16 protein-coding genes, 1 pseudogene and 1 riboswitch are annotated in these 18,740 nt (G+C 70.3%); of the genes and pseudogenes, 13 read left to right on the forward strand and 4 right to left on the reverse strand.

Annotation, left to right across the window (positions count from 1 at the left end):
* Nucleotides 1-260 precede the first annotated feature (260 nt).
* Nucleotides 261-1,658, forward strand: coding sequence for an IS110 family RNA-guided transposase (locus tag NAMU_RS06430; protein WP_015746598.1), 1,398 nt, complete (start codon nt 261-263; stop codon nt 1,656-1,658).
* Nucleotides 1,659-1,817: 159 nt separating this feature from the next.
* On the opposite strand, the gene thiD is transcribed toward NAMU_RS06430, so the two are convergent.
* Nucleotides 1,818-3,302 (reverse strand): bifunctional hydroxymethylpyrimidine kinase/phosphomethylpyrimidine kinase, encoded by a 1,485-nt coding sequence (gene thiD, locus NAMU_RS06435; protein WP_015746599.1) that lies wholly within the window; start codon nt 3,300-3,302, stop codon nt 1,818-1,820.
* Nucleotides 3,293-3,389, reverse strand: a riboswitch (TPP riboswitch). It overlaps the preceding gene by 10 nt.
* 59 nt (nt 3,390-3,448) lie before the next feature.
* Here thiD and NAMU_RS31700 point away from each other — a divergent pair.
* From NAMU_RS31700 to yhjD, 8 genes are all read left to right on the forward strand, one after another.
* Complete coding sequence (locus NAMU_RS31700) at nt 3,449-3,565, forward strand: putative leader peptide (protein ID WP_407669203.1); 117 nt, start codon at nt 3,449-3,451, stop codon at nt 3,563-3,565.
* 94 nt (nt 3,566-3,659) lie between these two features.
* Nucleotides 3,660-4,553 (forward strand): amidohydrolase family protein, encoded by an 894-nt coding sequence (locus NAMU_RS06440; protein ID WP_015746600.1) that lies wholly within the window; start codon nt 3,660-3,662, stop codon nt 4,551-4,553.
* A complete protein-coding gene (locus NAMU_RS06445; protein WP_015746601.1) occupies nt 4,550-5,179 on the forward strand; it encodes a cysteine dioxygenase in 630 nt (209 codons plus the stop codon). The genes NAMU_RS06440 and NAMU_RS06445 overlap by 4 nt, the downstream gene beginning before the upstream one ends.
* Nucleotides 5,180-5,217: 38 nt before the next feature.
* A complete protein-coding gene (locus NAMU_RS06450; protein WP_015746602.1) occupies nt 5,218-5,790 on the forward strand; it encodes a TetR/AcrR family transcriptional regulator in 573 nt (190 codons plus the stop codon).
* Nucleotides 5,783-6,511 carry an ABC transporter ATP-binding protein gene (locus tag NAMU_RS06455; RefSeq protein WP_015746603.1) on the forward strand — a complete coding sequence of 243 codons (729 nt, stop codon included), beginning with the start codon at nt 5,783-5,785 and terminating at the stop codon, nt 6,509-6,511. The genes NAMU_RS06450 and NAMU_RS06455 overlap by 8 nt, the downstream gene beginning before the upstream one ends.
* Nucleotides 6,508-7,269: an ABC transporter permease gene (locus tag NAMU_RS06460; RefSeq protein ID WP_015746604.1), complete on the forward strand. Its 762-nt coding sequence runs from the start codon at nt 6,508-6,510 to the stop codon at nt 7,267-7,269. Before NAMU_RS06455 ends, NAMU_RS06460 begins: the two co-directional genes overlap by 4 nt.
* A 39-nt stretch (nt 7,270-7,308) precedes the next feature.
* A complete protein-coding gene (gene trpS, locus NAMU_RS06465) occupies nt 7,309-8,325 on the forward strand; it encodes a tryptophan--tRNA ligase (RefSeq protein WP_015746605.1) in 1,017 nt (338 codons plus the stop codon).
* 89 nt (nt 8,326-8,414) lie between these two features.
* A complete protein-coding gene (yhjD, locus tag NAMU_RS06470; protein WP_015746606.1) occupies nt 8,415-9,500 on the forward strand; it encodes an inner membrane protein YhjD in 1,086 nt (361 codons plus the stop codon).
* A 342-nt stretch (nt 9,501-9,842) separates the two neighbouring features.
* Here yhjD and NAMU_RS06475 read toward each other — a convergent pair.
* From NAMU_RS06475 to NAMU_RS06485, 3 genes and pseudogenes are all read right to left on the reverse strand, one after another.
* A pseudogene (locus NAMU_RS06475) lies at nt 9,843-11,165 on the reverse strand (serine hydrolase); the annotation flags it as partial.
* Nucleotides 11,166-11,226: 61 nt separating this feature from the next.
* Nucleotides 11,227-11,619 (reverse strand): thioredoxin, encoded by a 393-nt coding sequence (gene trxA, locus NAMU_RS06480; protein WP_015746608.1) that lies wholly within the window; start codon nt 11,617-11,619, stop codon nt 11,227-11,229.
* Between the two features lie 121 nt (nt 11,620-11,740).
* Entirely contained in the window at nt 11,741-12,469 is a 729-nt protein-coding gene (locus tag NAMU_RS06485; protein ID WP_015746609.1) for a FadR/GntR family transcriptional regulator, read from the reverse strand.
* Nucleotides 12,470-12,689: 220 nt separating this feature from the next.
* Here NAMU_RS06485 and NAMU_RS06490 point away from each other — a divergent pair, with 220 nt between their 5' ends.
* From NAMU_RS06490 to NAMU_RS06505, 4 genes are all read left to right on the forward strand, one after another.
* Nucleotides 12,690-14,129 (forward strand): aspartate ammonia-lyase, encoded by a 1,440-nt coding sequence (locus NAMU_RS06490; RefSeq protein WP_015746610.1) that lies wholly within the window; start codon nt 12,690-12,692, stop codon nt 14,127-14,129.
* Complete coding sequence (locus NAMU_RS06495; protein ID WP_015746611.1) at nt 14,126-15,154, forward strand: asparaginase; 1,029 nt, start codon at nt 14,126-14,128, stop codon at nt 15,152-15,154. Before NAMU_RS06490 ends, NAMU_RS06495 begins: the two co-directional genes overlap by 4 nt.
* Nucleotides 15,155-15,264: 110 nt before the next feature.
* On the forward strand, nt 15,265-16,869 hold the full coding sequence (locus tag NAMU_RS06500) for an amino acid permease (protein WP_015746612.1): 1,605 nt from the start codon (nt 15,265-15,267) through the stop codon (nt 16,867-16,869).
* Between the two features lie 127 nt (nt 16,870-16,996).
* Nucleotides 16,997-18,712 carry an NAD-dependent malic enzyme gene (locus tag NAMU_RS06505; protein WP_015746613.1) on the forward strand — a complete coding sequence of 572 codons (1,716 nt, stop codon included), beginning with the start codon at nt 16,997-16,999 and terminating at the stop codon, nt 18,710-18,712.
* The last annotated feature ends 28 nt before the right edge of the window (nt 18,713-18,740 follow it).

Consider the following 18,740-nt stretch of genomic DNA (forward strand, 5'->3'; position numbering starts at 1 on the left):
CTGGCCGCGGCTTTGATCAGTCACCCTGTCCCTTCCGGTGACGCCACGACGGCGTGAAAATGGGTGGTGGGTTGCCTGTCGACGCCGATTCGTTCGCTTGAGCTTCGAGCCCGTTGATCAGTCTGGCGCCGGGGCCCGACCTTGACGGGTCACGCACTGTTGCTTCGAGCACGCCGGTCAGATTTTCGGTTCCCGACCGAGGCCCCCGGGCAGCCCGCCGTGGTGGTGGTGCACGCTCGGGAAGGGAGACACGCGGTGTGATGACCAAACAGGTCGAGGAGATCCTCGACGAACCTCACGAACGGATCGTGCAGCGGGTCTGCGCGGTCGACGTGGGCAAGGACTCGGGCACAGTCTGCGTTCGCGTACCAGCCGCGTCCGGGACGGGTCGGCGAGTGAGCAAAGTCTGGGACGTCCCGGCCCGAACCGGAGCGGTCCTGGGCCTGGCCGCACAGCTGTCAGACCAGGGCATCGAGAAGGTGACCCTGGAATCGACTTCGGACTACTGGCGGATCTGGTTCTATCTGCTGGAAGCTCATGGCCTGGACGTGCAGTTGGTCAATGCCCGCGATGTCAAGAACGTCCCCGGTCGTCCCAAAACGGACAAGCTGGACAGTGTGTGGTTGGCCAAGCTCACCGAGAAGGGGCTGCTGCGTCCATCGTTCGTGCCATCAGCGCAGATCCGGCAGTTGCGCGACTACACCCGGATGCGGGCCGATCTGACCGGCGACCGGACCAGGTACTGGCAACGGCTGGAGAAGCTGCTGGAGGACGCCCTGATCAAGGTCACCTCCGTGGCGAGCAGGATCGACACCCTGTCCGTCCGGGACATGATCGAGGCCCTGATCGCGGGCCAGCGGGACCCGCGGGTTCTGGCCGGCATGGCCCGCGGCCGGATGCGGCTCAAGCACGCCGACCTGGTCGAGTCGCTGACCGGTCAGTTCGACGATCATCACGCCGAGCTGGCCCGGATGCTGCTGCATCAGATCGACACGCTGACCGATCAGATCGACGTCCTGACCGCACGCATCGAGGCACTCCTGGCCAGCTTGCCGGCCGGTCATACCCCCGATCCGGACCGCCCCGCACCGGATGGCCAAGCTCGGCCCGGTACGGGGGCGAACGCACCCGCCGACGAGGCGGCCCAGCGCCGGAAACCGCCGACGGCCGCAGACATGATCAAGATCCTGGACCAGATACCCGGGATCGGCCCGAGCAACGCACAGGTCATCATCGCCGAGATCGGGCTGGACATGAGCCGGTTCCCGACCGCTGGCCATCTGGTGTCCTGGACCCGGCTGTGCCCCCGCACGATCCAGTCCGGGAAACGATCAACCACCGGTAAGACCGGCAAGGGCAACCGTTACCTGCGCGCCGTGCTTGGTGAAGCGGCCGCGACCGGCGGCAAGACCCAAACCTTCCTGGGAGAACGCTATCGACGCCTGATCAAACGCCGCGGCAAACTCAAGACGATCGTCGCGATCGCCCGATCCATCCTTGTCATCATCTGGCACCTGCTCGCCAACCCCGGCACGACCTTCCACGACCTCGGCGTCGACTTCAACGACCAACGCATCGACATCGGACGCCGAACCCGTAACCACGTCCGGCAACTCGAAGCCCTCGGCTTCAACGTCACCCTGACCGCGGCCGCCTAAACCCGACACCCACTCAACCCGATGGTCACCACCACGGGTCACCCTTGGCTGCCCAACGGCACGTTGATTTTCCGGTCAGCGAACCGTCAGGGAAGTGTCACCGCCGCCGCGACAGCGCCGCCCGCCGGTGCCGAACCCGCGTCGGCCCGGCGGGCGGGCTCAGACGGGCCAGGCCGGCAGGTCGGTGCCCTGCGCGAAGAACATCCACTCGTACCGGCTGGAGCGCTCGAAGGCGGCGATCATCGCGTCCCGCTCGGCGGGTGAGCCGGCCTGGAAGGCGCGGTCGGCGAACCCGATCGCGGACGTGGTGGCCGCGGCAAAGGCCGGGTCGGCGTAGGTCTCGATCCAGGCGGCATAGGGATGCGCATCGGCCGAGGACCGCTGGGCCTGCAGCACGCCCAGCCGCTCGCCGATGTGCTGGTAGAGCCAGAAACAGGGCAACACCGCGGCGGCCGCCTCGGCGTACGAGCCGGTCGCGCAGCACCGGTGCAGGTGATCCAGGTACGCGGTGGTCACCGGCGAGGTCTCGATTCCGCTGAGCGACTCGCCGTGCGCGGTCAGCAGGGTCCGGTGCAGGCCCATCTCGGCCTCCAACGCGGCCGCCGAGGAATGCGCGAAGAACTCCTGCGCGTCCTGGTCCGGGGCCAGCGCGGCCACCCGGGCCAGGCAGCGGGCGTACTCGCGCAGGTACTGGGCGTCCTGGGCGAGGTAGAAGCGGAAGTTGACCCAGGGCAGCGACCCGTCGGCCAGCGCGACGATAAACGGCATGGTCTCGATGGCCGCCCGGATCGGCGCGATCCGCGACCACTCCTGGGTGGAGAAGGTGGCCGGGAACAGCGCGTGCAGATGATCCACCGGCCCCCGGCCCTGACCGACGCCCAGCGCCGCCCCACCGGCCAGGGCACCGGTCAGCCAGGCCTTGGCGTCGACCGCCGCGGCCGCCCAGGACTCGCGCTGCGGCCGCAACGCGGCCAGCGCGGACGACAGGGAGCAGCCGGTGCCGTGGGTGTTCGTGGTCGACACCCACGGGCCGGGCACCAGGGTCACCGAGCCGTCCGGCCCGACCAGGGCGTCGGTGGCCAGCTGATCGCCGTCGGCGCCGGCCGAGCCCAGATGGCCGCCCTTGACCAGGACCTGCGCCCCGGTGCTGGAGGCCAACGCCTTGCCCTGGGCGATGGCCCCGTCCAGATCCCGGGCCGGCTCGTCACCCACCAGCACGGCCAGCTCGGCGACGTTCGGGGTGAGCAGGTCGGCCCGGGGCAGCAATGCGCGCAACGCGGACTCGGCGTTCTCGTCCAGCAGCCGGTCGCCGCTGGTGGCGACCATCACCGGGTCCAGCACCACGAACGGCGGGCGGTGGGTGGCCAACCAGGTATCGACGACGGCGATGTTCTCGGCCGAGCCGAGCATGCCGATCTTCACCGCGTCCACGGCGATGTCGTCACTGATCGCGTCCAGCTGCTGGGCCAGGAAAGAGGCCGGCGGGCTGAACACCCCCCGCACCCCGGCGGTGTTCTGCGCGGTCAGCGAGGCGATCACGGCCATGCCGTAAGTGCCTTGGGCGGCAAAGGTTTTCAGGTCGGCCTGGATGCCGGCCCCGCCGGAGGGATCGGACCCGGCGATGGACAGAACGCGGACAGTCATGACGACATCCCTTCGCTAGCATGACCTAGATCAGGTGGTTACGGGTGTGGTTCTCAGCCCGTCGTCCGGGCACCCCGTGTCTGGATGGCAACCTACCAGCATGTCGCTCGTTGACAGGGTCGTCCGCCGCTGCCTAGTCTCGCCGCATGCAGCGCGGGACCGAGCGGAGTGTGTCCGCGTCCGCCGCTGTCCTGAGCCGGTGTGAACACCGCCGCCGGCACGTCGACCTGAACCGGGTCGCCAGCGCCATCTGTTGCCGCTGAATCCGGCACTGATCCCCAGCCCTTCTCGGGTGCGGGGCAGTGCTCTCGGCACTCCTCGGCATCATTCCTGGCAACCCCGCGAAGGGCACGGGCCATGACGGCTCCCCGCACCATCGACATTCATCAACACCTGTGGCCGGTCGACCTGATCGAGGCGTTGCGCCGGTGCAGCGTCCCACCCCGGCTCGACGGCTGGACGCTGTACCTGCCCGGTGAACCCGCGTATCAGGTCGACCCGGCCGACCACGATCCGCAAAGCCGTCGGGCCACCGAGTCCGGCCGGATCGTGCTCGGCCTGTCCAGCCCGCTGGGCATCGAGGACCTGCCGCCGGAGCAGGCCGCACCCCTGTTGGCCGCCTGGCACGACGGGGTCGCCCGGTTGCGGCCCGACTTCGACGCCTGGGCCTCGGTCGCCGGTCGCGACCCGGATCTGACCGCGCTGCGGCAGCAGCTGGCCCAGGGCTTCGTCGGCCTGCAGATCCCGGCGACCGCGCTGGCCGGCCCGGCCGACGTCGAGCGGCTCGGCGAGGTGCTGGCGCTGGTTCAGGCGGCCGACCGTCCGGTGTTCGTCCACCCCGGACCGGTGCCCGCGGCCGGCGCCGACCGGCCGGCCTGGTGGGCCGCCGTCGTCGACTACCCGACCCAGTTGCAGGCCGCCTGGTGGGCCTGGTTCGCCGCCGGCCGGTCCCAGTTCCCTTCCCTGCGCGTGTGTTTCGCGGCCGGCGCGGGTCTCGCTCCGGTCCACCACGAGCGATTCCAGGCCCGCGCCGGCCGCACCGTCACGGTGGACCCGCACACCTTCGTGGAGACGTCCTCGTACTCGCGGCAGGGCGTGGACGCCCTCACCCGCGCCGTCGGCGTCGACCCGATCGTGGTGGGCAGCGACCGCCCCTACGGCACACCGCATCGCACCGACCTGGGCGAGGCCGCCCGGACCGCCTTCACGCAGACCAATCCGTACCGACTTTTGACCGGAGAACGACCATGACCGGCACCGCAACCCAGACCCTGGACCGCACCCCCGACATCGACCCGATCGACCCGGCCGCCGACGTGGCCGGCCGCCTGGACGGCGTGACCGTCGCCGCCCGGCAGGCCCGCTCGCTCGCGCAGCAGGCCGGCCGGCTCACCCTGGAGAACCTGCCCGGCCGTGACCTGGATCCGGACGAGCTGGTCGAGCTGGCCAGCTCGGTGGCCAGCGATCCCGGGCCGCTGGCACCGCACATCGCGTTCAGCGACGACAAGCGGCACTACGTCAGCCTGCACCGGGACAGCCACGTCGACGTCTGGCTGCTGTGCTGGACGCCGGAGAACGACACCGGCTGGCACGACCACGACATCTCCTCGGGGGCGGTCGCGGTGCTGCGCGGGGCGCTCACCGAGCACAACCTGGCCGTCGCCCAGGACAGCATCCGCACCGACGTGGTCGCCGGGGAGGTGTTCGGCTTCGGACCGGATCACATCCACCGCCTGACCGGCCGGGATCCGGGCAGCGTCTCGGTGCACGCCTACTCGCCGCCGCTGTGGCGGATGGGCCAGTACACCCTGGGGCCGGGCGGGCAGCTCCGGCGCCGGGCGGTGTCCTACGCCGACGAGTTGCGGCCGCTGGACTGACCCTTGTGCGGGCAAATGTTAGTGACTAACATTTGCTCATGACCATTCGTGAGACGGCGACTAGCCGGACCCAGCGCACCCGGGCCCGGTTGCAGACCGCGGCCCTGGAGCTGTTCGCCCGGCAGGGCTACGAGGCGACGACGGTGGCGCAGATCGCGGCCGCGGCCGGGGTCACCGAGATGACCTTCTACCGCCACTTCGGGACCAAGGACCAGCTGCTGCTGGACGACCCGTACGACCCGCTGATGGCCGGCGCCGTCGCCGCTCAACCGCCGGGGCTGCCCCCGGTGATCCGGGCGGTCCGGGGGATCCGCGCGGCCTGGCGGGCCGTGCCGATCCAGGACACCGGGCCGGTACGGGACCGGCTGGCCATCGTGGCCGCGACGCCCAGCCTGGCGGCGGCGGTCCGGGCCAACACCGCGGCCAGCGAAGCCGCGATCGGCGCCGAGCTGGCGGCCGGGGGCGCCGATCCGCGAGAGGCGGCGATCGCCGCGGCCGCGGTGATGGCGGCCCTGATGACGGCGCTGCTGCAGTGGGGGCGGGACGGCGACGGCACCCTGTCCGCGGCGATCGAGCGAGCCCTGGACGTGGTGGAGGCCCACCATGACTGACCGACTGCGTCTGACCGGGGTGACCCGCGCCTACCGCGGCGGTGCCGGTGTCCGCAGCGTGGACCTGGACGTGCAGGCCGGCGAGGTGCACGCGCTGGTCGGGCTCAACGGGGCCGGCAAGTCGACCCTGATGAAACTGATGGTGGGCATGCTGCGACCCGACGCCGGTGAACTGGCCGTCCTCGGCGCGGACGTGCGGGTCGCCGGCCCGGACCGGTGGGCCCGGGTCGGGGCCGTCATCGAATACCCGCTGGCCTACGGCGAACTGGACGGCCGGACCAACCTGGAGCTGGCGGCGCGGCTGCGCGGGGTGCCGGCCCGCCGTATCCGGCCGATGGTCGACGACGTGCTGGCCGAGCTGGATCTGCACCGCTACGCGAGCGTGCCGGCCCGGCGGATGTCACTGGGGAACAAGCAACGGCTCGGCCTGGCCGCCGCCCTGCAGCATCGGCCCGACCTGATCGTCCTCGACGAGCCGACGAACGCGCTGGATCCGGCCGGGATCATCCTGCTGCGGGAGGCGCTGCTGCGGCGGGCCGCCGACGGCGCCGGAGTGCTGGTGTCCAGCCACCACCTGGACGAGGTGGCCCGGATCGCCACCCGGATCACCGTCATCGCCGACGGGCGGGTGGTCGGCCGGCTGGACCCGGACGGCGTGGACATCGAACGGTCCTTCTTCGCCCTGGTGCACGCGGCCACGACGAGCGGAGCGCGGTCATGAACCTGTTCCGAGCGGCGCTGGCCGTCGAGGCCGGTAAGGCCCGGGCGGCGCGGGTGCTGTGGGCGACCGGGATCCTGCTGACGATGGGGGTGGCCGCGCTGGCCGGCGGGATGGTCGCCGCCGTCCGTTCCGGCAACGCCGAGGTCGCGGCCAAGATGGGGCCGGCCGCGGCGACCGGCGACTGGTCCGCACTGCTGTCGGTGGCCGCGCAGATCACCGCGGCCGGCGGGCTGCTGGCGTTCGGGGTCGGGGTCAGTTGGCTCACCGGACGGGAGTTCGCCGACCGCACCATCTCGGCCCTGTTCGGGCTGCCGGTGGGTCGCGGCACCATCGCGACGGCCAAGCTGGCCGTCTACGCCGTCTGGGCGCTGGCCGTGTCGGCGGCGGTGTGCCTGGTGCTGCCCGTCGTCGGTCTGCTCGTCGGCCTGGGCCTGCCGACCGCGGCCGATGCGGCCGGCCTGGCCCGGCAGTTCGCACTGGGGGTGCTGACCGCGCTGATCGCCGTGCCGGCCGGCTGGGCCGCCTCCCTGGGCCGCGGATTGCTGCCCGGGATCGCCACCGCCGTCGGCCTTCTCGTGGTCGCCCAGGTGGTGGCCATCGCCGACGTCGGCGGCTGGATTCCGTTCGTCGCCCCGGCCTTCTGGGCGCTGGCCCCGTCCGGGGCGACGGCGACCGCGCTGGTCACTGTTCCGCTCGTGCCGGCCGTCTTCGGGGTGGCCACCGTGTGGGTGTGGCGGCGGCTGCAAATGGACCGGTAGCGGCGTTCGGCGCGGCGCCAGGATGGCAAGATCGCGCACATGAGTGAGTCCGACGCCACCGACCGCAAGCCGCGGGTGCTGTCCGGCATCCAGCCGACGGCCGATTCGTTCCATATCGGCAACTACCTCGGCGCGCTGCGGCAATGGGTGCGGATGCAGGACACCCACGAGTGTTTCTACTCGGTGGTCGACCTGCACGCGATCACGGTCGAACAGGATCCGGCGGTGCTGCGGCACCGGACCCGGGTCGCGGCCGCCCAGCTGCTCGCCCTGGGCCTCGACCCGGAGCGGTGCACGCTGTTCGTGCAGTCCCAGGTGCCGGCGCACACCCAGCTGTCGTGGGTGATGGAGTGCCTGACCGGGTTCGGCGAGGCCAGCCGGATGACGCAGTTCAAGGACAAGTCGCAGCGCGGCGGCGCGGACCGTTCCAGCGTCGGCCTGTTCACCTACCCGATCCTGCAGGCCGCCGACATCCTGGCCTACCAGGCCGACGCGGTGCCGGTCGGCGAGGACCAGCGCCAGCATCTGGAGCTGACCCGGAACCTGGCCCAGCGGTTCAACGCCCGCTACGGCCCCACCTTCGTGGTGCCCGAGCCCTACATCCTCAAGTCGACCGCCAAGATCTACGACCTGACCGAGCCGCGGGCCAAGATGAGCAAGTCGCTACCCGGCGGCACCCTGGACCTGCTGGCCCCGGTGAAGGCGTCGGTCAAGCGGATCAAATCGGCGGTCACCGACACCGAACGGGAGATCCGGTACGACGAGGAGAACAAGCCCGGGGTGTCCAACCTGCTCGGCCTGCTCTCCGAACTGCGCGAGGTGCCGATCCCGGCCCTGGAGCAGGAGTACGCCGGACGCGGCTACGGCGACCTCAAGTCGGACCTGGCGGCCGCGTTCGTCGCCTTTGCCGAGCCGGTGCAGGCCCGGGTGCAGGAGTACCTGACCGACCCGGCGGCGCTGGACAAGGTGCTGGACCTGGGCGCCCAGCGGGCCCGGCAGGTCGCTGACGTTACCGCCGCCACCGTGTACGAAAAGGTCGGGCTGGCCGTCGGCTGACCTGCTGAAACCGGCGCCGACGGGGAACACTCACCCGACGAGAGTCAGATCGGTCCGATCCCGGATTGACCCACCGACCCGGAGGTCCCATGGTCACCACCCCCGAGCGCACCGCCGGGAAGGGCCCGGTCCCCCAGGACCCACCCCCGGTGGGCCGGCTCGTCCTGCTGGGCAAGCGCATCGCCTCCCGCCCGGGCATCAAACACCTGATCGCGGCGATCACCCGGTACGGCGACCGGCTGGGCAGCCAGTTCGCCGGCGCGATGACCTACTTCTCGTTCCTGTCGCTGGTGCCGATCCTGATGGTCGGGTTCTCGGTCGGCGGCATCGTGCTGCGCAACAACCAGGAACTGCTGGCCCGGTTGGAGAGCGAGATCGCGGCGATGCTGCCGAAGGAGATCGCCGACCCGATCGTGGCCCTGATCGACAGCGTGGTGGCCAACCCTCTCGGTGTGGGCATCGTCGGTCTGCTGATCGCCCTGTATTCCGGGATCGGCTGGATGGGCAACCTGCGCAAGGCCGTCCGAGCGTTGTGGGGCAAGCAGTTCGAGACCGGCAAGGCCACCGCGGACAACCTGGTCGTCGGCACGCTCAAGGACCTGGGGGCGCTGGCCGGCCTGGCCGTGGCGATCGTCGTTTCGCTGGGCCTGAGCGCGGTCGGCAGCCAGTTCGCCAGTGCGGTGGCCGACCTGCTCGGCCTGGGCGACCAGGCGTGGCTGGTGCCGGTGCTGACCGTGACGACCATCCTGATCGCCATGGCCGCCGACGTGTTGATCTTCATGTGGGTCTACACGGTGCTGCCGCCCAAGAGCCAGCGCTCCTCGTTCAAGGCCCGGCTGCGCGGATCGATCGTCGCCGCGATCGGCTTCGAGATCCTCAAGTACGCCCTGACCACGATCCTGCCGGCCTTCACCGGCACGTCGCGGACGGCGGCGATCTTCGGCCCGGTCATCGGTTTGCTGTTCTTCTTCAATCTGGTCGCGCAGCTGGTGCTGTTCGTCGCGGCCTGGGTGGCGACCGCCGACGGCGGGGCCGACGACGACGAGCACGACCCCCTGCCCGAGGTGCCCGAGGCCACGTTCATCGTGCGCAAGGAGCCGTCCCGGGCGCGGCTGGCCGCCCTGCTCGGGGTCGGCGCCGCATTGGGCTGGGGGGCCGGCCGCCGCAAGGAGTGAGCGCCGAACCGATCAGCCCTCGGGTTTGGATTCGGGCCTGGGCTCGGTCGTCGGCTGGGTCGTCGGCTCGGTCGTCGGCTCGGCCTTGGGTTCGGAAGCCGGTTCCGGCGCCGGCTCGGGCGCGGTTTCGGACTGCGGTTCGGACGCGGGTTCGGACGCCGCCGCGGAAGATTCCGCGGCCGACGTTTCCGGAGAAGGCTCGGCCGACGTCTCGGGTGTGGTCGCGGCGGTGGCCTCGGTCACCGGTTCCGCTGAAGGTTCCGCGGCCGATTCCGGGTTCGGGGCCGCTGCCGGTTCCGGGTCGGGCCCGGGTTCGGGCTTGGGCTTGGCGTCGCCGGCGAAGCTGGCCCGCTTGTTCAGGGCCCGCCGGCGGATGAGCAGCACGATGCCGGCGGCGACCACCAGCAGGCCGACGCCGGCCAGGATCCAGGCCACCGGGATGCCGCTGGAGGACTCGCCGGCGGTCGGGCTCGATTCGCCGGTGGACACGGCGGCGGGGGAGGCGCTCGCCGACGCCGAGGGCGAGGCGGACGGGGTGAGGCTGGGTGTGGGGGTCGGCCCGGCGGTCGCCTCGGCCAACGAGGTGACCAGCGTGCCGACCGGAGCGGTGCCGGCGGGCAGGGCGAAGCCCCAGTCCAGCAGGGACGCGGCCTGCATCCACTGCCGTCGCGGCTGCTGGGTGCCGTGCATCATCGTGACGACCAGCCGCCGCCCGTCCTTGGCCGCCATCCCGACGAAGGTGTTGCCGGCGTCGTCGGTGAACCCGGTCTTGCCGCCGAGGGCGCCGGGGTACTGGGCCAGCAGCTGGTTGTCGTTGGCGGCGATGTAGCCCTCGCCGCTGGCCGCCGGTACCCGGATGTCGGGCCGGGCGATGATCTCCGGAAACGGAGCGATGGCCATGTCCGCCTTGGCGAACAGGGCCAGGTCGTAGGCCGAGGTCGACTGGCCGGGCCCGTCCAGGCCGGACGGGGTGGCCGCCCGCGTGTCCAGCGCGCCCAGCGCCTTGGCGGTGGCGTTCATGTCGGCGATGGTCTTGTCGTACCCGCCGTTGGTCCGGGCCAGCGCGTTGGCCGCGTCGTTGCCCGAGATCATCACCAGGTACGAGAGCAGGTCCCGGACGGTGTAGGTGCCGCCGGCCTCGATGCCGACCCGGGTGCCGTCCTGGGCGGTGTCGGCCTGGGTGCCCTGCACGACCTGGTCCAGGTTGGTCAGGTTCTTGAGCATGACCTGCGCGGTCAGCAGCTTGAGCGTGCTGGCCGGGCGGTAGCGACCGTGCGGATCCTTGGCCGCCAGCACCTCGCCGGTGTCCAGATCGGCGATCAGCCAGGCGCCGGCCGAGATGTCCGATGGCAGGGCGGGGGAGTTCGCCGGCACGATCAGCCCGCACCCGCCCAGCGCCGCGCCGCCCACCGGTTGGGCAGGGACGGGCAGCGGCTCGGGCGGGCTCTGCCCGTCGGGCACGTTCTCGGACGTGTCGACGGGCGGCGGCGGTTGGTTCCGTTGCGCACAGTCGTCGGTCGAGGGGGTTTCGACGGTGACGCTCGGCGGCACGTACGGGTCGGTATTGGGGGTCGCGGAGGCCGGGACGGGCGCGGCGACCAGGCAGCCGGCGATCAGGAACGTGGCCCCGACCAGGGCGACGCGCCGGGGCAGGGAGGCGGACATCGTGACCTACGGTAACGCCCGCCCCGTGAACCGCCTGTCAGCGGGCGGTCACCGGCCGGTCTCAGGACTCGGCGGAACGGCCCGCGGCCGCGGCCTCCTGCGACTGCTCGATCTGCCGGCGCACATCGTCCATGTCCAGGTCGCGGACGGCGCCGATCAGCTGCTCCAGGGACGGCGCGGGCAGCGCACCGGCCTGGGAGAAGACCAGGATCCCGTCCCGGAACGCCATCAGCGTCGGGATGGAGCGGATGTTCGCGGCCGCCGCGAGCTGCTGCTCGGCTTCGGTGTCGATCTTGCCGAAGACGATGTCGGAGTGTGTCTGCGAGGCCGACTCGAAGATCGGCGCGAACATCTGGCACGGCCCGCACCAGCCGGCCCAGAAATCGACCAGCACGATGCCGTCACCGGACACGGTGCTCTCGAAATTTGCCTTGGTCAGCTCGATGGTGGCCATCAGAAATATCCCTCCGGGATCGTGTGGACGCTGCGACGAAATGGGTCGCGAATCTGGCAAGCACAACCCGGCGCCCACCGGGCGCATTCCCGACGGCCCGGTCGCTGGTGCGGGGGACCGGTCAGGGGGCCGGTGCGTCGGGGGCGCCCGGCGCACCGATCAGCAGGTCCTCCACCGCCCGGCGCACCTGCACCAGGTGCGCGGTCATCGCCTCCTGGGCGCGCTCGGGCGATCCCGCGTCGATGGCCGCGACGATCGCGGCGTGCTCGCGGTTGGCCGCATCACGCCGATGCGCGATCAGGTTGAGCGTCTCGGACTGGCGGGCGGCGGCGGTGCCCATGGTGGCCTGCAGGTCGATGAAGACCCGGTTGCCACTGGCCCGGGCGATGGCCGCGTGGAACGAGGCGTCCAGCTCGACCCAGCGGGCCGGTTCGGTGGTGGCCAGCATCCGATCCAGCATCCCGTGCAGCTCGGCGAGCTGCTCGGGGGAGCGGCGGGCGGCGGCCAGGCCGGCCACCGGGATCTCGACGTGCGGCCGGGCCTCGAACAGATCCTGGCTGGAGTAGTTGCCCACGGTCAGGGTGGCCGGGACGTGGTCGGCGATGACGAAGGTCCCGCTGCCGGTCCGGGTCCGGGTCAGGCCCAGGGTCTCGCACGAGCGCAGCGCCTCCCGGACCACCGTGCGGCTGACCCCGTACCGGGTGGCCAGCGCGGCCTCCGAGGGCAACCGATCGCCCACCGGTAGCTCGCCCCGCTCGATGGCGCCCCGTAGATCGGCCAGCACCGCCTCGGCGGCGGAGACCCGGGCGTACTTGGGTGCCGAGGTTGTCCAGCTGTCGGACGAGCTCATGGGCGTCAGGGTAAGTCGGGGACCGGACGACGTGGGCCGCTGTGACCAGCGTCACGGTTGACGGTTGGAAGCCAGGCTCATTTGTTCTTCACAACCTGTCCGACAGCTTGACAGCTAGGTAGCCGGGTAGCAACGAAGCTCCTCCGTCGTGATCTGCAAGTGCCTGCAGCAATCCGTTCGTCCGGTCAGATTCTTCCTGTCAGAAGGGTGCCCACCACTCATGTCCATCGCCACCAGCGAGATCGCCCCCGAGAGTGCGGTCGAGGTGCGCAGCGAGCACGACCTGCTCGGCTACCTCGACGTCCCGGCCCAGTCCTACTACGGCGTGCACACCGCGCGGGCCGTCGAGAACTTCCCGATCAGCGGCATCCAGCTGGCGATCTACCCGCTGTTCATCGGCGCGCTGGCCACCGTCAAGCAGGCCGCGGCCACCGCGAACCGCGACATCGGTGCCCTCGACCCGGTCAAGGCGAACGCCATCATCGCGGCGGCCCAGGAGATCCGGCAGGGTGCGCTGCACGACCAGTTCGTGGTCGACATGATCCAGGGCGGCGCCGGCACCTCCACCAACATGAACGCCAACGAGGTCATCGCCAACCGCGCGCTGGAGCTGCTCGGCCACGCCCGGGGCGAGTACCAGCACCTGCACCCGCTGCAGGACGTCAACCTGGGTCAGAGCACCAACGACGTCTACCCGACCGCGATCAACATCGCGCTGGACGCCTACGTGGTCAAGCTCGACGCCGCGCTGGGCCGGCTGCACGCCGCCTACCTGCGCAAGGCCGACGAGTTCGCCGACGTGCTGAAGATGGGCCGCACCCAGCTGCAGGACGCCGTGCCGATGACGCTGGGCCAGGAGTTCGGCGCCTTCGCCTCCACCCTGGCCGAGGACCGGCAGCGGCTGCAGGAGGCCCGCGCCCTGCTGCACGAGGTCAACCTGGGCGGTACCGCGATCGGCACCGAGCTCAACGCTCACCCGGAGTACCGCCGGCACGTCGTGGCCGAACTGCGCCGCCTCACCGGCATCCAGACCCTGGTCTCGGCCACCGATCTGGTCGAGGCGACCTCCGACGTCGGGCACTTCGTGCAGCTCTCCGGTGTGCTCAAGCGCGTCGCGGTCAAGCTGTCCAAGACCTGCAACGACCTGCGGCTGCTGTCCTCGGGCCCGCGGGCCGGCTTCGGCGAGATCAACCTGCCGGCCCGGCAGGCCGGCTCGTCGATCATGCCCGGCAAGGTCAACCCGGTGATCCCCGAGGTCGTCAACCAGGTCGCCTTCGAGGTGATCGGCAACGACGTCACCGTGACCCTGGCCGCCGAGGGCGGGCAGCTGCAGCTCAACGCCTTCGAGCCGATCATCGCCCACTCGCTGTTCGCCGGTCTGGACCACCTGGCCGCCGCCGCGACCGTGCTGGCCGACAAGTGCATCGACGGCATCACCGCCAACCGCGAGCTGCTGCGCGACCGGGTCGCCAACTCGATCGGCCTGGTCACCGCGCTGAGCCCGGTCATCGGTTACGAGAACGCCACCGACGTCGCCCAGGACGCCCTGGTCAGCGGTCGGGGAGTGGCCGAGATCGTCGAGCAGCGGGGTCTGCTCAGCGCCGAGCGGATCGCCGCGATCCTGGATGCGATGGCCGCCGCGCCCGGTCCCCGGGCATGATCGCCCCCACCCAGGTCGGTTCGTCGGCGTCCACCCTGGCCGCGGAGCCGGCCGGCGGGGACGTCGAGCTGGCCCGGGTCTACCGGTCCGGGCTGCACGAGGGCACCCACGTCGGCGCCCTGGTCGTCCTGGATCGCGACGCCAGTGTGCTGTGGCACCGCGGTGATGTCAGCCGCCCGGTGTTCCACCGGTCCTGCGCCAAGCCGTTCCAGGCGGTCGCGATGCTCGAGGCCGGGCTGACCCTGGCCACCCCCGACCTGGCCCTGGCCGCCGCGTCGCACGCCGGCGAGCCCGAGCACGTCGCCCGGGTGCTGGCCATGCTGGACGAGGCCGGGTTGACCGAGCATGACCTGACCTGCCCGCTCGACCTGCCCGGCAACCAGGCCGCGCGGGACGAGGTGATCCGGGCCGGCGGCGGCCCGCGCCGGGTCTACATGAACTGCTCGGGCAAGCACGCCGCGATGCTGACCACCTGCCTGCGGGCCGGGTGGCCGACCGCCGACCTGCTGGACCCGGCCCACCCGCTGCAACGGCGGATCCGGGCCACCATCGAGCGGATCACCGGATCGCTGACCCACGACATCGTCGGGGTCGACGGGTGCGGAGCCCCGGTGTTCGCCACCGATCTGGTCGGCCTGGCCCGCGGTTTCCGCACGCTGGTGAGCGCCGCCCCGGGCTCCCGGGAGCGGGCGGTGGCCGACGCCATGCGCCAGCACCCGCAGCTGGTCGGCGGCTCCTCCTCCGGCGACACCCTGCTGATGACCAGGGTTCCCGGCATGCTGGTCAAGCTCGGCGCGGACGGGGTACAGGCGTTCGCGCTGCCCGACGGCCGCGCGGTCGCATTCAAGATCGCCGACGGCGGCGAGCGGGCGCGGCTGCCGCTGATCCGGGCCGCCCTGGACTTCCTGGGGGTGCCCACCGATGTCGTCCCCGGCGCGCCCGGGGCCCCCTTCGCCGACGCCGTCATCCGCGGCGGCGGCCGGCCGGTCGGCTCCGTCGTGGCCGCCCCCACCCTGTTCGGCTGAGCCGGCCGATCTCCCCGACCCGATCGCGCTCACCGACTGAGCACGGTCCGTCGCTGTTCAATCCTGTCGATCCTGTTTGGCCCCGTCCGTCCTACACAACGAGGTGTCCTGTGACCATCTCCACCAACCCGTCGAACGAACCCCGATCGGGCGTTCATCCGACCTACCACCACCCGTCGCCGGAGCAGACCGAGTCCCACCTGACCGAGCTCTTCCAGGAGGAGGAGCAGGGTTACCACAAGGGCCTCAAGGCCCGTCAGGTGCAGATGATCGCCATCGGCGGCGCCATCGGCACCGGTCTGTTCCTGGGGGCCGGTGGCCGGCTCGCCCAGGCCGGACCGGCCCTGGTCTTCATCTACGCGCTCTGCGGCTTCTTCGCCTTCCTGGTGCTGCGGGCCCTGGGCGAATTGGTGCTGCACCGGCCGTCTTCGGGCTCCTTCGTCTCCTATGCCCGTGAGTTCTACGGCGAGAAGGCCGCTTTCGCGGCCGGCTGGATGTACTGGCTGAACTGGGCGATGACCGCGATCGTGGACGTCACCGCGGTCGCCCTCTACATGAAGTTCTTCGGCAAGTACTCGCCGTTCATCAACTCGGTGCCGCAATGGGTCTGGGCGTTGGTCGCACTGGGCGTCGTGCTGGCGCTGAACATGGTGTCGGTCAAGGTCTTCGGTGAGCTGGAGTTCTGGTTCGCGCTGATCAAGGTCGTCGCGCTGGTCGCCTTCCTGCTGGTCGGCACCTACTTCGTCATCTTCGGCACACCCATCGACGGTCAGCCGGTCGGTTTCAGCCTGATCGCCGACAACGGCGGCTGGCTGCCCAACGGGCTGCTGCCGGCGATCGTGATCATCCAGGGTGTCGTGTTCGCCTACGCCTCGATCGAGCTGATCGGCACCACCGCCGGCGAGACCGCCAACCCGGAGAAGGTGATGCCCAAGGCGATCAACACCGTCATCCTGCGGATCGGCGTCTTCTACGTCGGCTCGGTCCTGTTGCTGGTCCTGCTGCTGCCCTACACCGCCTACCAGGCCGGGGTGTCGCCGTTCGTCACCTTCTTCGACTCGATCGGCGTCAACGGCGTCGGCGTGATCATGAACCTGGTCGTGCTGACCGCCGCGCTGTCCTCGCTCAACGCCGGCCTGTACTCCACCGGCCGCATCCTGCACTCGATGGCCAAGAACGGGTCGGCGCCCAAGTACGCCGGCCGGATGAACAAGGCGGGCGTGCCCTACGGCGGCATCACGATCACCGCGGCGGTGACCCTGCTGGGTGTCGGGCTCAACGCGGTCGTCCCCGAAGAGGCTTTCGAGATCGTGCTCAACGTGGCTTCGCTGGGCATCGTTGCGGCCTGGGCGACAATCGTGCTGTGCCAGATCCGGCTCAAGCAGTGGGCGGACAAGGGCCTGCTCAAGCGGCCCTCGTTCCGGATGATCGGCGCCCCGTTCACCTCGTACCTCACGCTGGGCTTCCTGGCCGCCGTGCTGGTGCTCATCGGATTCGACTACCCGGTCGGCACCTACACCATCGGCTCGCTGGTGATCATCGTGCCGCTGCTGGTGCTCGGCTGGTTCTTGTGCCGTGGCCGGATCGCCGCCATCGCCCAGGAGCGGGCCTCGATCACCGGGCAGTACCCGGTGGTGGCCAACCCGACCCCGATCACGCCCGCGACCGACCCCGCCGACCCGGAGTCGCCGACCGACACCCCGCCGGCCCGGTAGTTCCGGCCCCCGCCGCACCTGATCGAATCGTTCCGCCCCACCGTCGCCCGCACCGCCGCCGCCCGCACCACCGCCCGCCCCCGCTGCTCGCCCCGACCCGGTCGTTGACCGACGAGAGGAAATGACCATGGCGCTCGCCCCGTATGAGCTGGTCCATCAACCGCGGGAGGTGGTGGCGCGGGTGCGTGCTCGTGGTCGCCTGGTGTTGTCCTCGCCGACGATTAATCGGGGGACGGCGTTCACGTTGGCGCAGCGGGAGCAGTTGGAGTTGACGGGGTTGTTGCCGACGGGGGTGTCGACGTTGGAGGGTCAGGTTCGGCGGGTGTGGGCGCAGTATTTGCAGCAGCCGTCGGATTTGGCGAAGTGGGTGTATTTGGCGAATTTGCGGGATCGTAACGAGGTGTTGTTCTACCGGTTGTTGTCGGAGCATTTGCCGGAGATGTTGCCGGTGGTGTATACGCCGACGGTGGGGACGGCGATCGAGCGGTTCAGTCATGAGTTCCGGCGTAGTCGGGGCGTGTTTTTGTCGGTGGATCATCCGGATCAGGTGGAGACCGCGTTGCGGAACACTGGTTTGGGTCCGGATGATGTTGATTTGTTGGTCGCGACGGATTCCGAGGGGATTTTGGGGATCGGTGATCAGGGGATCGGTGGTATTGAGATCTCGATCGGGAAGTTGTCGGTGTATACGGCGGCGGCGGGGATTCATCCGCGGCGGGTGTTGCCGGTGGTGTTGGACATGGGTACCGATAATTTGCGGTTGTTGAATGATTCGATGTATTTGGGTGAGCGGCATGCGCGGGTGCGGGATCATCGGTATGACGAGTTGATCGATGCGTATGTGACGGCGTGTAACAAGTTGTTCCCGAACGCGATGTTGCATTGGGAGGATTTCGGGACGGAGAACGCCCGCCGGATTTTGAACAAGTATTCGGGGGTGTGTTGCACGTTCAATGATGATATGCAGGGCACGGCGGCGGTGGTGTTGGCGGCGGTGTTCTCGGCGGTGCGGGCGGCGGGGTCGCGGTTGGCTGATCAGCGGATCGTGATCCATGGGGCGGGTACGGCCGGGTTGGGGATCGCGGACATGTTGCGGGATCAGATGATCCGGGAGGGGTTGTCGCCGGCGGAGGCGACGGGCCGGTTCTATGCGTTGGCCAAGCAGGGGTTGTTGGTTGATGACGATCCGTCGTTGTTGGATTTCCAGGTGCCGTATGCGCGCTCGCGGGCCGAGGTGGCGGGGTGGCCGGCGGGTGCGGGTGGGGTCGGGTTGGCCACGGTGGTGTCGCGGGCGCGGCCGACGATTTTGATCGGGACGTCGACGCAGGCGGGGGCGTTCACGGAGTCGATCGTGCGGGAGATGGCTTCGTTCAATGCGCGGCCGATCATTTTGCCGTTGTCGAATCCGACGAGTAAGGCCGAGGCGTTGCCGCATGATCTGATCCATTGGACGGACGGGAAGGTGTTGACCGCGACGGGTAGCCCGTTCGAGCCGGTGCATTACAAGGGGGTGGCGTATCAGATTGCGCAGTCGAACAATGCGTTGGTGTTTCCCGGGTTGGGGTTGGGGGTGGCGGTGACGAAGGCGTCGCGGATCAGTGAGGGGATGATCGCGGCGGCGGCGGATGCGGTGGCGGCGATGTCGGATGCGCGCACGCCGGGGGCGAGTTTGTTGCCGCCGATGACGGTGTTGCGGACGGCGTCGGCGGCGGTGGCGATCGCGGTGGCGAAGGCGGCCGATGCCGAGGGGTTGGCGCGGGTGGAGCTGAGTAATCCGGTGCAGCAGGTGTATGACGCGATGTGGCAGCCGGAGTATCCGCGGATCGAGCCGATCGAGGCCTGAGCGAGTCGTTTCCTCGGGAAGGATCGGA

The sequence above is a fragment of the Nakamurella multipartita DSM 44233 genome, assembly GCF_000024365.1.
GTDB lineage: Bacteria > Actinomycetota > Actinomycetes > Mycobacteriales > Nakamurellaceae > Nakamurella > Nakamurella multipartita.